This window comes from Streptomyces sp. NPDC042346 (assembly GCF_055581845.1).
This window is the reverse complement of sequence record NZ_JBVJEH010000019.1, coordinates 23,079-38,269: the sequence shown is the minus strand read 5'-3', so window position 1 is coordinate 38,269 and position 15,191 is coordinate 23,079. Positions and strand designations below refer to the sequence as shown.

General features: G+C 70.4%; 13 protein-coding genes. 5 read left to right on the top strand and 8 right to left on the bottom strand.

Translation table 11 applies throughout. The features are described from left to right. On the top strand, positions 1–95 hold a 95-nt coding region (locus tag ACZ6K0_RS42990; protein WP_132919430.1), incomplete at its 5' end, for an acyl-CoA dehydrogenase family protein. A gap of 58 nt (positions 96–153) precedes the next feature. Here ACZ6K0_RS42990 and ACZ6K0_RS42985 read toward each other — a convergent pair. Further along, positions 154–1,464, bottom strand: a complete 1,311-nt coding sequence (locus ACZ6K0_RS42985; protein WP_376413247.1) for an LCP family protein — start codon at positions 1,462–1,464, stop codon at positions 154–156. Positions 1,465–1,594: 130 nt separating this feature from the next. On the opposite strand from ACZ6K0_RS42985, the gene ACZ6K0_RS42980 reads away from it, so the two are divergent. Continuing rightward, complete coding sequence (locus tag ACZ6K0_RS42980; RefSeq protein WP_267043951.1) at positions 1,595–2,128, top strand: acyl-CoA thioesterase; 534 nt, start codon at positions 1,595–1,597, stop codon at positions 2,126–2,128. A 122-nt stretch (positions 2,129–2,250) separates the two neighbouring features. On the opposite strand, the gene ACZ6K0_RS42975 is transcribed toward ACZ6K0_RS42980, so the two are convergent. Then, complete coding sequence (locus ACZ6K0_RS42975) at positions 2,251–3,741, bottom strand: LCP family protein (protein ID WP_469236297.1); 1,491 nt, start codon at positions 3,739–3,741, stop codon at positions 2,251–2,253. Between the two features lie 126 nt (positions 3,742–3,867). Between ACZ6K0_RS42975 and ACZ6K0_RS42970 the strand changes: the two genes are divergently transcribed. After that, positions 3,868–4,893: a glycosyltransferase family 2 protein gene (locus tag ACZ6K0_RS42970; RefSeq protein WP_469236296.1), complete on the top strand. Its 1,026-nt coding sequence runs from the start codon at positions 3,868–3,870 to the stop codon at positions 4,891–4,893. Positions 4,894–4,955: 62 nt separating this feature from the next. Here ACZ6K0_RS42970 and ACZ6K0_RS42965 read toward each other — a convergent pair whose 3' ends face one another. The 6 genes from ACZ6K0_RS42965 to ACZ6K0_RS42940 form a co-directional block, all read right to left on the bottom strand. Continuing rightward, complete coding sequence (locus tag ACZ6K0_RS42965; RefSeq protein WP_469236295.1) at positions 4,956–5,432, bottom strand: DUF2690 domain-containing protein; 477 nt, start codon at positions 5,430–5,432, stop codon at positions 4,956–4,958. A 101-nt stretch (positions 5,433–5,533) separates the two neighbouring features. Beyond that, complete coding sequence (locus tag ACZ6K0_RS42960; protein ID WP_469236294.1) at positions 5,534–5,905, bottom strand: hypothetical protein; 372 nt, start codon at positions 5,903–5,905, stop codon at positions 5,534–5,536. A 253-nt stretch (positions 5,906–6,158) separates the two neighbouring features. After that, complete coding sequence (locus ACZ6K0_RS42955; RefSeq protein WP_469578829.1) at positions 6,159–7,955, bottom strand: LCP family protein; 1,797 nt, start codon at positions 7,953–7,955, stop codon at positions 6,159–6,161. A 50-nt stretch (positions 7,956–8,005) separates the two neighbouring features. Then, complete coding sequence (locus ACZ6K0_RS42950) at positions 8,006–9,799, bottom strand: LCP family protein (protein WP_469236292.1); 1,794 nt, start codon at positions 9,797–9,799, stop codon at positions 8,006–8,008. A gap of 257 nt (positions 9,800–10,056) precedes the next feature. Further along, positions 10,057–11,256: an LCP family protein gene (locus tag ACZ6K0_RS42945; RefSeq protein WP_469236291.1), complete on the bottom strand. Its 1,200-nt coding sequence runs from the start codon at positions 11,254–11,256 to the stop codon at positions 10,057–10,059. Between the two features lie 328 nt (positions 11,257–11,584). After that, complete coding sequence (locus ACZ6K0_RS42940; RefSeq protein WP_376413257.1) at positions 11,585–12,337, bottom strand: TIGR03089 family protein; 753 nt, start codon at positions 12,335–12,337, stop codon at positions 11,585–11,587. Between the two features lie 136 nt (positions 12,338–12,473). Here ACZ6K0_RS42940 and ACZ6K0_RS42935 point away from each other — a divergent pair, with 136 nt between their 5' ends. Both ACZ6K0_RS42935 and manB read left to right on the top strand, forming a co-directional pair. Next, positions 12,474–13,997 (top strand): peptidoglycan recognition protein family protein, encoded by a 1,524-nt coding sequence (locus ACZ6K0_RS42935; RefSeq protein ID WP_469236290.1) that lies wholly within the window; start codon positions 12,474–12,476, stop codon positions 13,995–13,997. Between the two features lie 104 nt (positions 13,998–14,101). Next, complete coding sequence (gene manB / locus ACZ6K0_RS42930; RefSeq protein ID WP_376413262.1) at positions 14,102–15,184, top strand: mannose-1-phosphate guanylyltransferase; 1,083 nt, start codon at positions 14,102–14,104, stop codon at positions 15,182–15,184. The last annotated feature ends 7 nt before the right edge of the window (positions 15,185–15,191 follow it).

Below are 15,191 nucleotides of genomic sequence, written 5' to 3'. Positions count from 1 at the left end.
CCGTCGAGCGCATGATGCGCGACGCCAAGATCACCCAGATCTACGAAGGCACCAACCAGGTCCAGCGCATCGTCATGGCCCGCAACCTCCCTTAGTACAGGCGAAAGGGCGCCCTCCCCGGCCGGGGAGGGCGCCCTTCTCGTACGCCCGAGGTCACCGGTTCGACTCGACGGTGACCTTCTCGTCGTTGCGGATCTGCTCGACCAGCTGCTTCACCTTGGGCATGTCCCACTTGAGGGAGTTCTGCGGCGCGCTGCCCGCGAGCGGCATGTTCATGGACTTGCCGTCACCGCTGCTGATGCCCTTCATCGCGAAGAACATCTTCCCGAGGTCGTACAGCGACATGTCCTTGTCCACGATCAGCGTGTCCAGACCGGCGCCCAGCGTCGGGTACAGCGCGAACGGGTTGAGGATCGTGCCCGGCGTCGCCGCCTGGCTGGCCAGGGCGGAGAGGAACTTCTGCTGGTTCTTCGTCCGCTGGAGGTCCGAATCGGCGAAGGCGTACCGCGTCCGGACGAAGGCCAGGGCCTGCTCGCCGTTGAGGGTCTGCTCGCCCGCCGCGAAGTTCGCTCCGGACTTCTTGTCCTTGAAGCCCTTCTCGATGTTGAGGTCCACCCCGCCGAGCGCGTCCACGATGTTCGCGAAGCCGGCGAAGCCGATCTCCGCGTAGTGGTCGATGTGCAGGCCGGTGTTGTACTCGACGGTCCGCACGAGCAGCTCGGGGCCGTCCATCGCGTAGGCCGCGTTCAGCTTGGAGCCGCCGCGCGCCGGGAAGTTCTTGCCCGACTCGGAGCCCACGAAGTTCGGGATCGTCACCCACGAGTCGCGGGGGAGCGAGACCATCGTGTTCCCGCTGGAGCAGGCCGCGAGGATCATCATCGAGTCGGTCCGCTTGCCCTCGGCGGAGCCGGTGTGCAGCTTCTTCTTCTCCTCGGCGGACATGCCCTCACGGCTGTCCGAGCCGACGATCAGGTACGTCGTGCAGTCGCCCTCCGACGGCCGCTCGATGACCTTGGAGAGGTCGACCTCGTTGCGCATCTGGGAGCTGGCCCAGGCATACGTGCCGATGCCCCAGGCGAGGACTCCGACGACCAGGACGATCGAGCCGATCTTGGCGCGCTTGCGCCAGTCCGGGGCGGGGCCGCCGCCGGGCCGCGGGGCGTGCTGCGGGGGTACGGGTCCCCGGCCGCCGGGACCCTGCGGGGCGCCGCCCTGCGGGCCGCCGTAGACCTGGCCGCTGCTGTAACCGGAGTCGTAGCCCGAGTTCTGGGCCTGCGTGTAGTTCGGGTTGTAGCCCTGGCCGTCATCGGGCTGCTGCTGCCCGTACGACTGCTGCTGCCGGCCGTAGGGGGGCTGCTGCGGCGGGACCTGCGGACGCTGCACATGGCTCATCCGGCGAGGTCCCTCGGGCTGGGAGTTCGCGTTGCCACGGCCGTGTCCGCCGTCATGGGGCCAGTCATTCATGCGGACCAGTGTGCCGGGCGGAGGAATCCCCTGGACAGGCCGGGTGGAATATCGGACCGGCCCTGTTGCCAAGCTGATGCAAAACGGACCCCACGGGGACGACGGCGAGACCCCGCATAAGGTGGAGGGCATGACAGATCAGGGCGATATCCCCGGCAAGCCCACCTCGGCCTCCCGCACCACCCTCAGCCACATCATGACCAGCCACGACACCAACCTCCTCGGTACGGTGCACGGCGGCGTGATCATGAAGCTGGTGGACGACGCGGCGGGCGCCGTCGCGGGCCGGCACTCGGGCGGGCCCGCCGTGACCGCCTCCATGGACGAGATGGTCTTCCTGGAGCCGGTGCGGGTCGGGGATCTCCTCCATGTGAAGGCCCAGGTCAACTGGACCGGCCGGTCCTCCATGGAGGTCGGCGTACGGGTCATGGCCGAGCGCTGGAACGAGTCCACGCCCGCCACCCAGGTCGGCTCGGCCTATCTCGTCTTCGCGGCCGTCGACGCGGACGGCAAGCCGCGGCGCGTCCCGCAGGTCGTCCCGGAGACGGAGCAGGACAAGCGCCGCCACCAGGAGGCCCAGATCCGCCGCACCCACCGCCTGGCCCGCCGCCAGGCGATCAAGGAGCTCCGGGAGCGCCGCGCCGCCGAGGGCTACGAGGACTGACCCCCGAGGGGGCGCGCCCTTCCCCGGAGCCGCCCCCGGAGTCGCCCCTGGCGGCCGCCCCACGGAGCCGCCCCCGGTGCCGCCCACGAGCCGCCCCGGCCCCCGGACGGATCAACGCCCTCCTACGGGCACACCACCTTGTCCCCGGTGACCGCCTCGAACGGCCCGCCCTTCCCCGCGTCCTCCGCCCGCACGGCCGTGACGCCCCGGTAGTCCGCCCCCACCGTCACCCGCAGCGTCGCGCCCCGGCCCGCCACCGCCCGCAGCTCCGCCCCCGGCAGCGCCGCCGCGAGGGACTTCGCCGAGCGGTCCCAGCGGGGGTCGTACTCGACGAGGGTGCGCGCCCGTTCCTGCCCGGCCCCGGTCATCGGCGTCCGCGTGGTGTCGAAGCCGGTGCCGCGCAGCGCGTCGTCCACCTTCCGGCCGAGCCCGTCCGTCCGGGTCCCGTTGTAGACCTGCACCCGGATCGTGCGCGGCGACACGTCCACGACGACCGACTTCGGGTCGACACCCTTCCCGGAGGACTCCGCCTTCTGCGCGGAAGCCGCCGGCGCCAGCGGCCGGTCGTCCCGCAGCGCCTGGAACAGCTTCTGCGCCTTCGCCGCGTCCCACTTCACCGTCGACCCGATCCCCTTCACGGGGAAGCTCATGTCGCCGATCGGCACGGACACGAACTCCGACGACGCCGGCGTGAAGCCCCGCATCGCCTTGGACAGCGCCAGCATCTGATCCGTACCGAAGTCCTCGTCCGCCCGGACCGAGCCCAGCATCGTCGTGGCCATCTCGCGGAACCGCACCGGGTTCAGCAGCACCCCGCCGCTCGTCGCCCGGTCGATCAGCGCCGCCAGGAACTTCTGCTGCCGCTGCATGCGCCCGATGTCGGCGGCCCCGTCGATGTGCCGCGAGCGGACGTACTGGAGGGCCTGCCCGCCGTCGAGCTCGTGGGTGCCGGCCGACAGGTCGAGGCCCGTGTAGGAGTCCTTGACCGCCTTGGTCGTACAGATCTGCACCCCGCCGACCGCGTCCACGGTCCGCATGAAGCTGGTGAAGTCGACCTCCAGGTAGTGGTCGATCTTGACGCCGGTCATCGACTCGACGGTCCGCACGGTGAGCCCCGGCCCGCCCTCCGCGTAGGCGGCGTTCAGCTTCACGGGGTGGGAGTGGTGCTTCCTGCCGCTGGTCAGGTCGGTGTGCTCGGGCATCTCGGCGTACGAGTCACGGGGCAGGCTGACGACGCTCGCCCGCTCCCGGTCCTCCGAGATGTGCACGAGCATCACCGTGTCGGTGCAGTGGCAGGGGGCGCCGCCGAGCCGGTACTTCTTCTTCTCCTCCGGGGTGATCTTGTCCCGGCCGTCGGTGCCGACGACCAGGACGTTCATCCCGTTCCCGGCCTGCGGCCGGTTCTTCATGTCCTTGAAGGGGTCGACCCGGGTGATCCCGGTGTCCAGGCCCGTCACCACCGCGTGCCCGATCCCGCCCGCCGCGAGGACCACCACGGACAGCGCGGTCGCCATCCGCATCCCCCACCGGGGCCGCCGTGGCCTCCGCCGACGGACCGGTACGGGAGGCCGGGGGACCGGCCTGCGACGGGGCGTGCGGGGCGGCGTGGGCACGGACGGACACCTCCGCGGGTGTGACAAGGGGAACCGTGAGCACCGTAGGCCCATACGATCAGCGCAAGGGTGCACCACCCATGCGGCGCGCACCGGTGTCCCCCGTTCGCGGTAACGTGGCGAACAATGAACGCCACGCCCCCCGTCTCCGTGATCATGCCGGTCCTCAACGAGGAGCGGTATCTGCGCACCTCGGTTCGTCACATCCTGGAGCAGGAGTACGACGGCGAGATGGAGGTGGTGATCGCCCTCGGCCCGTCCACGGACCGTACGGACGAGATCGCCGCCGAGCTCGTACGAGAAGACCCCCGCGTCCACACCGTGCCGAACCCCACGGGCCGCACGCCCGCCGCGCTCAATGCCGCGATCAAGGCCTCCCGTCACCCGATCGTGGTGCGCGTCGACGGCCACGGCATGCTCTCTCCGAACTACATCGCCACCGCCGTCCGGCTCCTGGAGGAGACCGGCGCGCAGAACGTCGGCGGTGTCATGCACGCCGAGGGCGAGAACGCCTGGGAGGACGCGGTCGCCGCCGCGATGACCTCGAAGATCGGCGTGGGCAACGCGGCCTTCCACACGGGCGGCCAGGCCGGCCCGGCAGAGACCGTGTACCTGGGTGTCTTCCGGCGCGAGGTCCTGGAGCAGCAGGGCGGGTACAACGTGGAGTTCATCCGCGCCCAGGACTGGGAGCTGAACTTCCGCATCCGCGAGGCCGGCGGCCTCATCTGGTTCTCGCCGGAGCTGCGCGTCCAGTACCGCCCGCGGCCCTCGGTGAAGGCCCTCGCCACGCAGTACAAGAACTACGGCCGTTGGCGTCATGTGGTGGCCCGCTACCACCACGGCTCCATCAACCTCCGCTACCTGGCCCCGCCGGTCGCCGTCTGCGCCATCGCCGCGGGCCTCGTGGTGGGCGCGGCGCTCACCCCGCTCGGCTTCGTGATCCCGGCGGGCTACCTCGCGGCCATCGCGGCGGGCTCGCTCCCGGCGGGCAAGGGCCTGCCGCTGAAGGCCCGCCTGCAGATCCCGGTGGCGCTCGCGACGATGCACATGTCGTGGGGGTACGGCTTCCTGACGAGCCCGCGCTCGCTGGCCAGAAAGGTCATCGCGAGCCGCCGGCCGGCGGTCAAGGCCGGCGAGTCCGAGACGGTCTGACGGCAAGCACGCGCGAACGACCGACGGCCGGGTCCCTTATGGGGCCCGGCCGTCGGGGGCGGTCAGTACGAGGCGGTGCGCGTGTGGGCTTCACCGGTGACCGCGTCGATGGCCGACTCCGCGTAGGACGTCAGCGGGTCCTTGTCGTACACCTGAGGCGTGTAGCACTGGGTCTGGCCGGGAGAGATCTTGCAGCTGTAGGTACGGCCGTCATTGTTGCGAATGACGAAGCTCCGAGCGCAGGCGTAACCCGCGCCGGCGGTGTCGCAGGCGCCCTGCGTGTAGTTGAGTGTCAACCGTGCCCATGCGGTGTGACACGTGAGGCTGTACCGCAGCTCGATGGTGCCGAACGTGGTCCCGTAAGCGTTCTTGACCGTAGCCGAGTGGACCGTGCTTCCATCTGCGGAGCAGCCGGTGGAGGACGGGTTGGTGCCGTCGTAGGTGTACGCCTGGGCGCCGCCGGTGCCGGCGACCAATGCGAGACCGAGTGATCCTGCCACGACGCCGAGGCGAGCGAAGGCGCGCATACGAGTACGCATGATGGCTCCTAGGGAAGGTGATCCGGGGTGGATATCGCGACTCAACGGGCCCCACTTGTGCTGCGCTGGAGCCAGTGCCGCTTGAAAACCGAGTGGTCGGCTCAGCACACGGCGGACGTCGACCCGCCGACCGAGTCCAGGTAGCCCGTGGCGTGGGTGCAGTAGGCGGCCGTGTTGGCGGCCGGACCCCAGAGCTCGGACCGTGTCGTGTTGGCGAGCTGGGCTTCGCCGTAGTCGGTTCCGGTGTCGGAGTGGTTGACGATGTGGACGTAGAGGTCCCAGTTCGGGTGGGAGTTCCGGAACTGCTGCCACACGTAGATGTAGGCGTAGTTGTATCCGCAGCCGTAGTACTGCTTCACCGAGGCGGCATCCATCCCGCCGATCTGGATCACCCGAGTGCTGCCGACCTGGGACACGCTGCTGCAGCCGGACGGCGTGCTGGCGGCGGCCGAGGGGGCATTGGCGAGAGACAAGCCGGCTATGGCCGCAAGTGCGCCGAAGGTCGATGCTGTTTTCATACCGAGGTTCACGGTCTGAGCTCCCAGCAGACGGAAGGAGAAGTCGGCTGAAGCTATCTGCGGCGATCGACCCTGACCATCCGTCAGTCACGAATCTGTCATATGCGAGTCATGAACTGGCGTGAAATCAGGACGAGTTGGTGAATGGAGTGCCGACGGCCGGTGTCCCGTGCGGGACACCGGCCGTCGGCAGGTTCGAGAGAGCGGGTCAGCTCGTTCCGTCCCACTGGTAGGGGGGGTAGATGTACATGCAGTCCTTGTCGTTGCCGCGGAGGACTTCCGTGCCGTCAGGCAGGTCGCCGGCCTCGGTGGTCGGCTTCTTGTAGACCGTGCCTTCGCGCCAGTCGGAGCCGACGACGAGCGTGATGTGTTCGGCCTTCGCGTCGGCCCGGACGGCCGAGGCGGGCAGTCCGAGTGCCTTGGCCACGGACTGGGCGTTCGCCTTGCCCTGGTCGGCCTCGCCCTTGGGGTAGGTGACCACGGTGTCCTTGCGGCTTCCGCTCTCCTTGGAGGACGCGGCCTGCGTGAAGCCCTTGCCCGAGAGGATCTCGGCGATCGCGCGGGCGCGGCCCTCGACGGCGGGCTCGGCGTCGTTGCCGGTGCCGTTGATGACCGTCACGGTCAACGACCCGGGTGCCTCTGCGGTGGCTTTCGGCTTGGCCGGGGCGGTCGGCTTCTTGCCGGCCGGATCGCCGTTCTTGTCGAAGGCGACGTCGTCGCGGAGCATCTGGAACATCTTCTCGGCGGACTGTTCGACGAGGACGTTCTTGTTCTTGTCCTGCGACCACTGGGCCGTCGGGATGTTCGCCGTGGTGAGGCGGTCCAGCTTCACGTTCTTGAGCTGCATCGACAGATCGAAGAGCTTCTTGACCGTGTCGAGGTCCTGGGAGACCTGGAGGGACTTGGTAGCGGTCTCCGCCAGGCCCATGAGGCGGCCGGTGTCGGTCCAGGCGTTCTGGTTCTGGAGCTTCTCGATCATCCCGTTCATGTACATGCGCTGGGCCTTGGCCCGGTTCTGGTCGCTGCCGAAGGCGTGCCGGGTGCGCAGCCACTGAAGTGCCTGCTTGCCCTTGACCTCGTGCGTCCCCTTGGGCAACTTCAGACCGGAGCCGCCGGGTTGCAGCCGTGTCGGGTGGTCGCTGACGCCGGTCTTCACGCAGACCGGGACGCCGCCGACCTCATCGGCCATGGCCACCACGCCCGCGAAGTCGACCATGATCCAGTGGTCGACGTAGACCCCGGTGAGGCTTTCCCAAGTGGTCAGCGTGCAGCCGGGGCCACCGCGCCCCAGCGTTTCGTTGATCGGCTGGTTGGTGGTGGCAGGGAAGGTCTCACTGCCGTCTTCGGACTTGCACTCGGGGATGGGCACGATCGTGTCGCGCGGGATGGAGACGACCGAGGCGTTCTTGCGGTCCGCCGAGACGTGAAACAGCATCTGCACATCGGCCAGGGGCTTGTTGTCCCGCAGGTTCTTTCCACCGCCCAGCGCCACGTTCTTCGCATCCGCCCGGCTGTCGGAGCCGATCATCAGGATGTTGAGCGGGGTGTCGCCGAGCGCGTTCGGCGCGGCCTTCTTCACGCCGCTGTTGCCGCCCGCGCGGTCACCGCTGCGGATGTTGCCGTTCAGGTGCTCGTAGTACAGGTATCCGGCGCCGGCCGTGCCGAGTATCAGCACGGCGAGGGTGATCGCCACCCAGCGCAGGACCTTGTGCTTGCCGGCCTTCTTGGCCCGCCGGCGCGAGCCGCCGCGACGGTGGCCCGCCCGCGCGTCGCCGCCGGCTCCCGTACCACCTCCGCCGCTGGTGCCGCTGCGCCGCCGCTCGGCTCGGGTCGACGTCGACGTACCGGCGGATCCGGCGGATCCGGTGGATCCCGCCTCCTCGGCGCCGGCTTCACCCCCGGCGCCGGTCGCCTCCCCCGCTCCGTGCAGTTCGTCGTCCCAGCCCAGTTCACGGGCGCGCGGAACGCGTTTCCGCGTTCCCTCCCCACGCACGTTCTGTCCCACCCCAGGTCCCCTCGTGAATCAGCAGTGCGCCGAGGCCTGGTGTTTCCAGGTCATTCGGCACACACCTTCTTGTCGGCTTCTACCTTGTCGACGTCCGGCGCCTTCGTCGGACCCTTGACGGGCACCCCCGCGCCCTTGAAGTCGGAGCCGAGGACGAGCGTCATGGGCTCGCGCTCCGCGGCGTCCTGCGTGCCAGGCTTGAGTGCCGTGGCGGCCAGACCCATCATGTCCGCGAGCTTGCGGGCCTGATCGGCCTGGTTCGGTGCGTAGGTGAGTGTGGTCTTCGCCGCCTTCTCGGGGGCGTTGCTCTTGTTGGTGGAGCGGCTCACACCCATGTCGTTCTGCAGCCAGTTGATCGTGGACTGCGCGGCACCGGTGATGCCGCTGCCGTTGTAGACGTCGACGCGTACGTCGACGGCCTCCGCGCGAGGGCCCTGGAGGAGCTTGGCCTGGGCCTGCGCCTTGGCGTTCTTGGCGTCCTTCTCCTTCTTCTTCACCTCGGTGAAGGAGACGTCGTTCTGGATCATGCTGAAGACCTGTGGGGCCTTGGTCTGGTCGAGGACGACCGTCGCCCGCTTGTTCGGCGGCTCGTCGGGGTTGTCGACGACCGGCACGGTCATGAAGCTGATGTTCTTGAGGTCGACCTTGCCGATCTCCTTGGCGAGGCTGGTCAGCTTCATGGCACTTCCTATGCCCTTGTCGACGGTCAGCGCGTCGGTCGCCGCGTTCGCGACGTCGAGCAGCTGCGTCGGGCTGTCCAGCGTGTCTTCCTTCAGCTGGCGCATCATCGACGCGAGGAACTGCTGCTGCATCTTGATGCGGTCCAGGTCGCTCTCGTTGCCGAGGCCGTGGCGGTTGCGGAGGAACGCGAGCGCGTCCTCGCCCTGGATGCGGTGCTCGCCCGCGGCGAGGTTGAGCTTCGAGTACTCGGCGTCGCGGATGGGCTTGGACAGGCAGACCTTCACCCCGCCGACCGCGGTCGACAGCGTCTTGACCGCGTTGAAGTCGACCATCATGAAGTGGTTGATGCCGATGCCGGTCATCTGCGTGACGGTGCGCATGGTGCAGCCGGGGTCGCGGCCGTTCACCCCGAACGACTCGTTGAACTTGGTCCTCCCGACCGAGCCGGGGATGACCTTGATCGACTTGTCGGGCTGCCTCGTCGGGCAGTCCGGGATCTCGATCTTGAGGTCCCGGGGGATGCTCACCGCCGTCGCGTTCGTGCGGTCCTCGGCGACGTGGATCAGGAACGTCGTGTCGGCGTGGCCGGTGACGTTGGTCTTGTTCCCGTAGCTCTCGTTGCCCTCGCCGGTCCGGACGTCGTTGCCGATGATCAGGATGTTGAGCGGCCCGTCCATGCCGGGCGTCTCGACCGCCGCGCTGCCGACGTCGACCGTGCCGATGTTGCCGTCGAGCTTCTTGTAGAGCAGGTACGCGCCGGTGGCGCCGCCCACGAGCACGAAGGCCATCGTGCCGCCGGTCCACAGGAGGACCTTCTTCTTGCGGGACGCGCCCTGCTTGCGCTTGCGGCGGCTCGCGGGGGGCTGCTGGCCGCCGCCCTGCTCGGAGACGCGGCGGCGGCGCTGACCGGGGACGGGCGCCTCGGTGGCCGTCCCGGCGCCGGTGCCTGCGGTGGTGCCGCGGCCCGCGCCGGCAGGGGCGCCGTGGCCCGTACCGGTCGTGTCGGCCGCCGTGGCCGTGCTCGATCTCCGGGGCCGGGACGGTGTCTGCGACTGCCCAGCGGAGTGGTCCAGTCGCAGTTCGTAGTTGCCGGTCTGCGGGTTGAGCACCCACTGGTCGGCGGGGTCGATCTCGTCCGCCCGTCCACGGCTGTGCGCGTCCACGGTTACTCGAGTCCTCCGTCGGTGCCACGCGAGGCGCCTCCCCCGTAGGGCGCCGCTCTCTCGGTCGTTCGATCCTTGGTGAGTGCGACGACCACACGGTCGGGTGCACCGGATCGCGTCACACTATCCGCCCAGTTCAGCGTGGGGCGACGTCAGTGACAAATTCCACGCCCCTTACAACCGGGCAATTTGCTCAAACCTCATCCGACCCTGCCCTCCCCTTGGTTCGCCCTTTACCCGCCGCGTCCCGGGTGTTCCTAAGAGCACACGCCCTCCGCCGCGTTCCGCCCCGTGAAGGTCGGTGTCGCAGAGGGCGCCGGGCTGTCCGCGTCGTCGGGCTTGCCGTCGCCGCCGTTCCCGCGGCCCTCCTCCTCGGTGTGCGGCGTCACGAGGACGGGCCGGTCCTCCCTCAGCTGCTTGAAGAGTTGACTCGCCGCCGGCTGTACCAATTCGTCCCGGTTCGCGTCATATCGGTACGAGCGGCGCGGCACCGTGAGGAACTGCACCTTGTCCGTCGGGACGGCCCGCATCGCGCGCGCCAGGTCGTACAGGTCCTTCAGCGAGTCGAGCCCCGGGTCGGTCGTGATCGCCTTCGTGGCCGCGTCCAGGACCGGGTAGAGCTTGGTCGGGTTCAGCAGGACCCCGTTGCTCTGCACCTTGTTGACGAGGGCGCCGAGGAACTGCTGCTGCCGGTCCATGCGTTCCGTGTCGCTGCCGTTGCCGATCGACTTCCTGGCCCGTACGAAGCCGAGGGCCTGCTCCCCGTGGAGCGTCTGCCGCCCCGCGGGCAGCTTCAGCTTCGCGTCGGTGTCGTCGACGGGTTCCTTGAGGCAGACCTCCACCCCGTCCACGGCGTCGACCATCTTCTTGAAGCCCCGGAAGTCGATCACCATGTGGTGGTCGACCCGGATCCCGGTCAGCTTCTCGACGGTACGGATCGTGCACGCCGTACCGCCGAACTCGAAGGCCCAGTTGAACTGCGCGAACTGCTCGCGGGTCCGCTTCCCGTCGGCCTTGGCGCAGCTCGGGATCGTCACCATCAGGTCGCGGGGGAGCGAGACGGCCGTCGCGCTCGACTTGTCCGCCGAGAGGTGCAGCAGGATCGTCGTGTCGGAGCGCTGGGTGCCCTTGTCCTTGCCGTACTTGCGGTTCCCCTCGCCGGTCCGGGTGTCCGAGCCGATGAGGAGGATGTTCCGGGCGGCGGAGGCGGCCGCCGTCGGCCGCTCCTTCTCGTACTTCCGCAGCTCGGCCGCGGCCGTCGTGTCCGTGGTGATGTTGCCGTCGAGCTTCCGGTAGAACCACCAGCCGACCGCGGCCGCGATCAGCACCACGAGCGAGACCCCGAGGGCCGTCCACCGCAGCCAGTGGCGTCTGTGCGGCTCCTCCGGAGCACCGGGCGCCGCGTCCTCCGCCGCCGGGGGATCCGGTTCGGGCGGCGTGTCAGCACGGTCCGTCACGTCTGAGTCCGTCCTTCGAGGCGTCGGCGGCGCGCCCGGCGGCCACCGGTCATGGAAGGAGACGGCCGAACCCGACGCATGGTTGTGCGGAAGGATCGACTCCCCCCGGCCGATCATGTACCGGAGTCGGCGCGGGGACCCGGGGGCTCGGCGCGGCGCTACGCCGAATGGGCGCTAACCGGGGTGGGGGTCGGTGCCGGAAGGCGCCGACGGGGCGCCGGGCCGGTGCGGGGGAGGGCCGACCGGGCGCCGGGCCGGTGTCGGTTCGGTAGGGGGCGACCGGGCGCCGGGCCGGTGCGGGTGGGCGCCGGGCGGGGGACCGGGGGGCTCAGCTGACCGTGTGGGTCACCCGCTCGCTCTCCACCCGCTTCTCCAGGGCCTCGGGCGAGAGCTGATCCAGGTTCCGGCACAGCACCACGGAGCCGCCGGCCGCGAGGGGCGCGTACAGGCCGGTCGAGAGCCCCCGCCAGTCCCCGTAACCGAGACCGGACAGCAGCCGGGAGCCGGGGGTCAGGCCGAGCGCCGCCGCGTCCACGCGCGCCTGCTCGACGAGCTGCGCTCCGCTCCGTTCCCTGCCGTCGGCGACGAGGGCGGGAGCCTCCGGGTCCACCGGTACGAACGGCGCGAACCGGTCGCCCTGGCTCGGCACCTCGACCGCGTAGTCCGCGTACCCGGCGGGCGGGGCGGGGAAGCGGCGCCCCAGCGGCGCCAGCGAGAGCGCGATCCGCTCACCGGAACAGGCGAGACCCGCCTCCAGCGTCTCCGGCCCCGCGACCACGAGGTCGGCGTCCGCGGGATCGCCGCCCACCTCGACGGCCACCCCGACCGAGGAACAGGCGAGCAGCCAGACGGCCGTCTGCCAGTGCGCGGGCAGCAGCAGTGCGAGCCGGTCGCCCGGTGCGGCGGACAGTTCGCCCTGGAGCAGGTTCGCCGTCTTGGCCACCCAATTGGCGAAGGTGGCGACGGACAATTCCACGCGCTCACCGGTGGCGTCGTCGTAGAAAGTGACCAAGGGGCGGGCGGGGTCCGCGGCGAGCGCGGATCGCAGCAGGTCGGCGGGGGTGCGGTCGCTGGCGTTCACGCCGGACAGCGTACGCGGGCGGGCGCGCCCGGTCCTCCGTACCGGTGACGCCGTCCACCGGTCGGCCCGACGGTCCGTCAATTTCCGCGCGGATTCCCGACGCGCGGAACGCGCCGGGGATACGCACGATCGGCCCATGCGTGCCTCACTCGCCTCCTCGATCGCCGTCACCTGCGCGGCGGTGCTCGCCCTGCCGGTCTCCCTCGCCGCACCCGCGGCGGCCACGGCGCCACCGGCGGTCGCCGCGCTGCCACCGGGGCCCGAGCGGCTGCCCGGCTCCACCCAGTCGCTGCCGCTGGAGCCCCTGGACGGTTCCGTACGCGGCTTCGGCGGCGAATCCGGTTCCGATCCGGGAGAGCAGGGCCTGGCCCGACGTGACGTCAGACCGTTCTCCCTCGTCGGCGTCGTCTGGGACGACCCGACCGCCGCGCTGCACGGCACCGTGCAGGTCCGCACCCGGGCCACCGGTGACGGGGCCTGGTCGGAGTGGCAGGACGTGGAGACCCACAACGACGAGCACGGCGCCGACCCGGAGACCGCGGAGGGCGCCGCCCGGGCGCTCAAGGGCTCCACGGCGCCGCTGTGGGTGGGCGACTCGGACGGCGTCGAGATCCGCGTACGAGGAGAGGAGCAGCTCCCCGAGGGCCTGCGCCTCGAACTGGTCGACCCGGGAGAGGACCCGGCCTCCGCCGCCCCCCGATCCCGGGCGGCCGCGGTCCCGGCCGGCCCGACGGCGGCGGAGGCGGCGGCCAGCGCGGTCAACGCCCAGCTGGCGCCGTACGGCGCGACCTGGATCCCGGCGCTGTCGAAGGAACAGACAGAAGTGACGTTCCGCCACTTCACCATGCCGGCCATCCCTGCCGTCCCCGCCATGCCTGCCGTCCCCGCCATGCCGGCCATCCCCGCCGTCCCCGCCATGCCCGCCGTCCCCGCCATGGCGGCCAGGCCTGCCCGGCCTCCGCACGCGGCCCCGATCGCGGCGGTCGCCCCGGTCGCCCCCGTCGTCCCGATCGCCGCCGCCCCGGCGGTCGCGGCGGTCGCGGCGAAGCCGTACATCGGCCCCCGACCGGGGATCATCACGCGCAAGGGCTGGGGAGCCGACGAGAAGCTCCGCGAGAAGGGCTTCGTCTACACGAAGACCATCAAGGCGGCCTTCGTCCACCACAGCGCGACCGGCAACAACTACACGTGCAGCCAGGCCCCCTCCGTCCTGCGCGGCATCTACCGCTACCACGTCCAGAGCAGCGGCTGGCGGGACTTCGGCTACAACTTCGCCATCGACAAGTGCGGAAACATCTACGAAGGCCGTGCGGGGGGCGTGGCCAAGCCCGTCCTCGGCGCGCACACCCTCGGCTTCAACACCAACAGCATGGGCATCGCCGTCCTCGGCACCTACAGCAAGACGAACCCGCCGGCCGCCGTGCTCACCGCCGTCGCCAAGCTGACGGCGTGGAAGCTCGGCCTGCACGGGGTGAACCCGAACACCACGACGTACCTGACCTCCGGGGGCGGAAACCTGTACAAGAAGGGCACGAAGGTCAAGCTCCGCACGATCGCCGGACACCGTGACGGATTCGCCACGGAATGCCCCGGCGCCCGCCTGTACGGCAAGCTCTCGACGGCCAGGACGACCTCGGCGAAGTACCAGGGAAGGCTCTGATGGGGTCAGGCAGGCAACCGTCCGCATAAACTGACCGGTCATATCGCACGGACGACCGAGACGGGCGGGCGGACCGGCCCCGAACAGGAAGCAGAGACGACAAGGTGACTGAAGCGATCCTCCTGGTCGGTGGCAAGGGCACAAGGCTGCGACCCCTCACGGTCAACACGCCCAAACCCATGGTCCCGGCGGCGGGCGTCCCCTTCCTGACGCACCAGCTGGCCCGCGCCCGCGCCGCCGGCGTCGAGCACATCGTGCTCGCCACCTCCTACCTGGCCGAGGTCTTCGAGCCGCACTTCGGCGACGGCTCCGACCTCGGCCTGAGCCTGGAGTACGTCACGGAGGAGGAGCCGCTCGGCACGGGAGGCGCGATACGCAACGTCGCCTCGCGCCTCCACTCGGGCCCCGACGACCCGGTCCTCATCTTCAACGGGGACATCCTCACGGGCCTCGACATCCGGGCCCTCGTCGACACCCACGCCTCCTCCGGCGCGGACGTCTCGCTGCACCTCACCCGCGTGGAGGACCCGAGAGCGTTCGGGCTGGTCCCCACGGACGGGACGGGCCGGGTCACGGCCTTCCTGGAGAAGCCCCAGACGCCCGAAGAGATCGTCACCGACCAGATCAACGCCGGCGCGTACGTCTTCCGCCGCTCGGTCATCGACACGATCCCCGCCGGCCGCCCCGTCTCCGTCGAGCGCGAGACCTTCCCCGAGCTCCTCTCCTCCGGAGCCCACCTCCAGGGCATGGTCGACTCCACCTACTGGCTGGACCTCGGCACCCCGCAGGCCTTCGTCCGCGGCTCCGCCGACCTGGTCCTGGGCCGCGCCCCCTCCCCGGCCGTGCCGGGCCGCTGCGGCGACCGCCTGGTCCTCCCGTCGGCCCGCGTCGCCCCGGACGCCAAGCTGACCGGCGGCACGGTCATCGGCGCGGACGCGCAGGTGGGCGAGGGCGCCCGCATCACGGGCTCCACGATCCTGGCGGGCGCGGTGATCGAACCGGGCGCGGTGATCACCGACTCCCTCGTCGGCGCGGGCGCCCGCATCGGAGCCCGCACGGTCCTCACGGGCGCGGTCATAGGCGACGGCGCCCACGTGGGCCCGGACAACGAACTCCGCGACGGCATCCGCATCTGGTGCGACACCACCCTCCCCCCGAACGCGGTCCGCTTCTCCTCGGACCAGTAACCCCCGC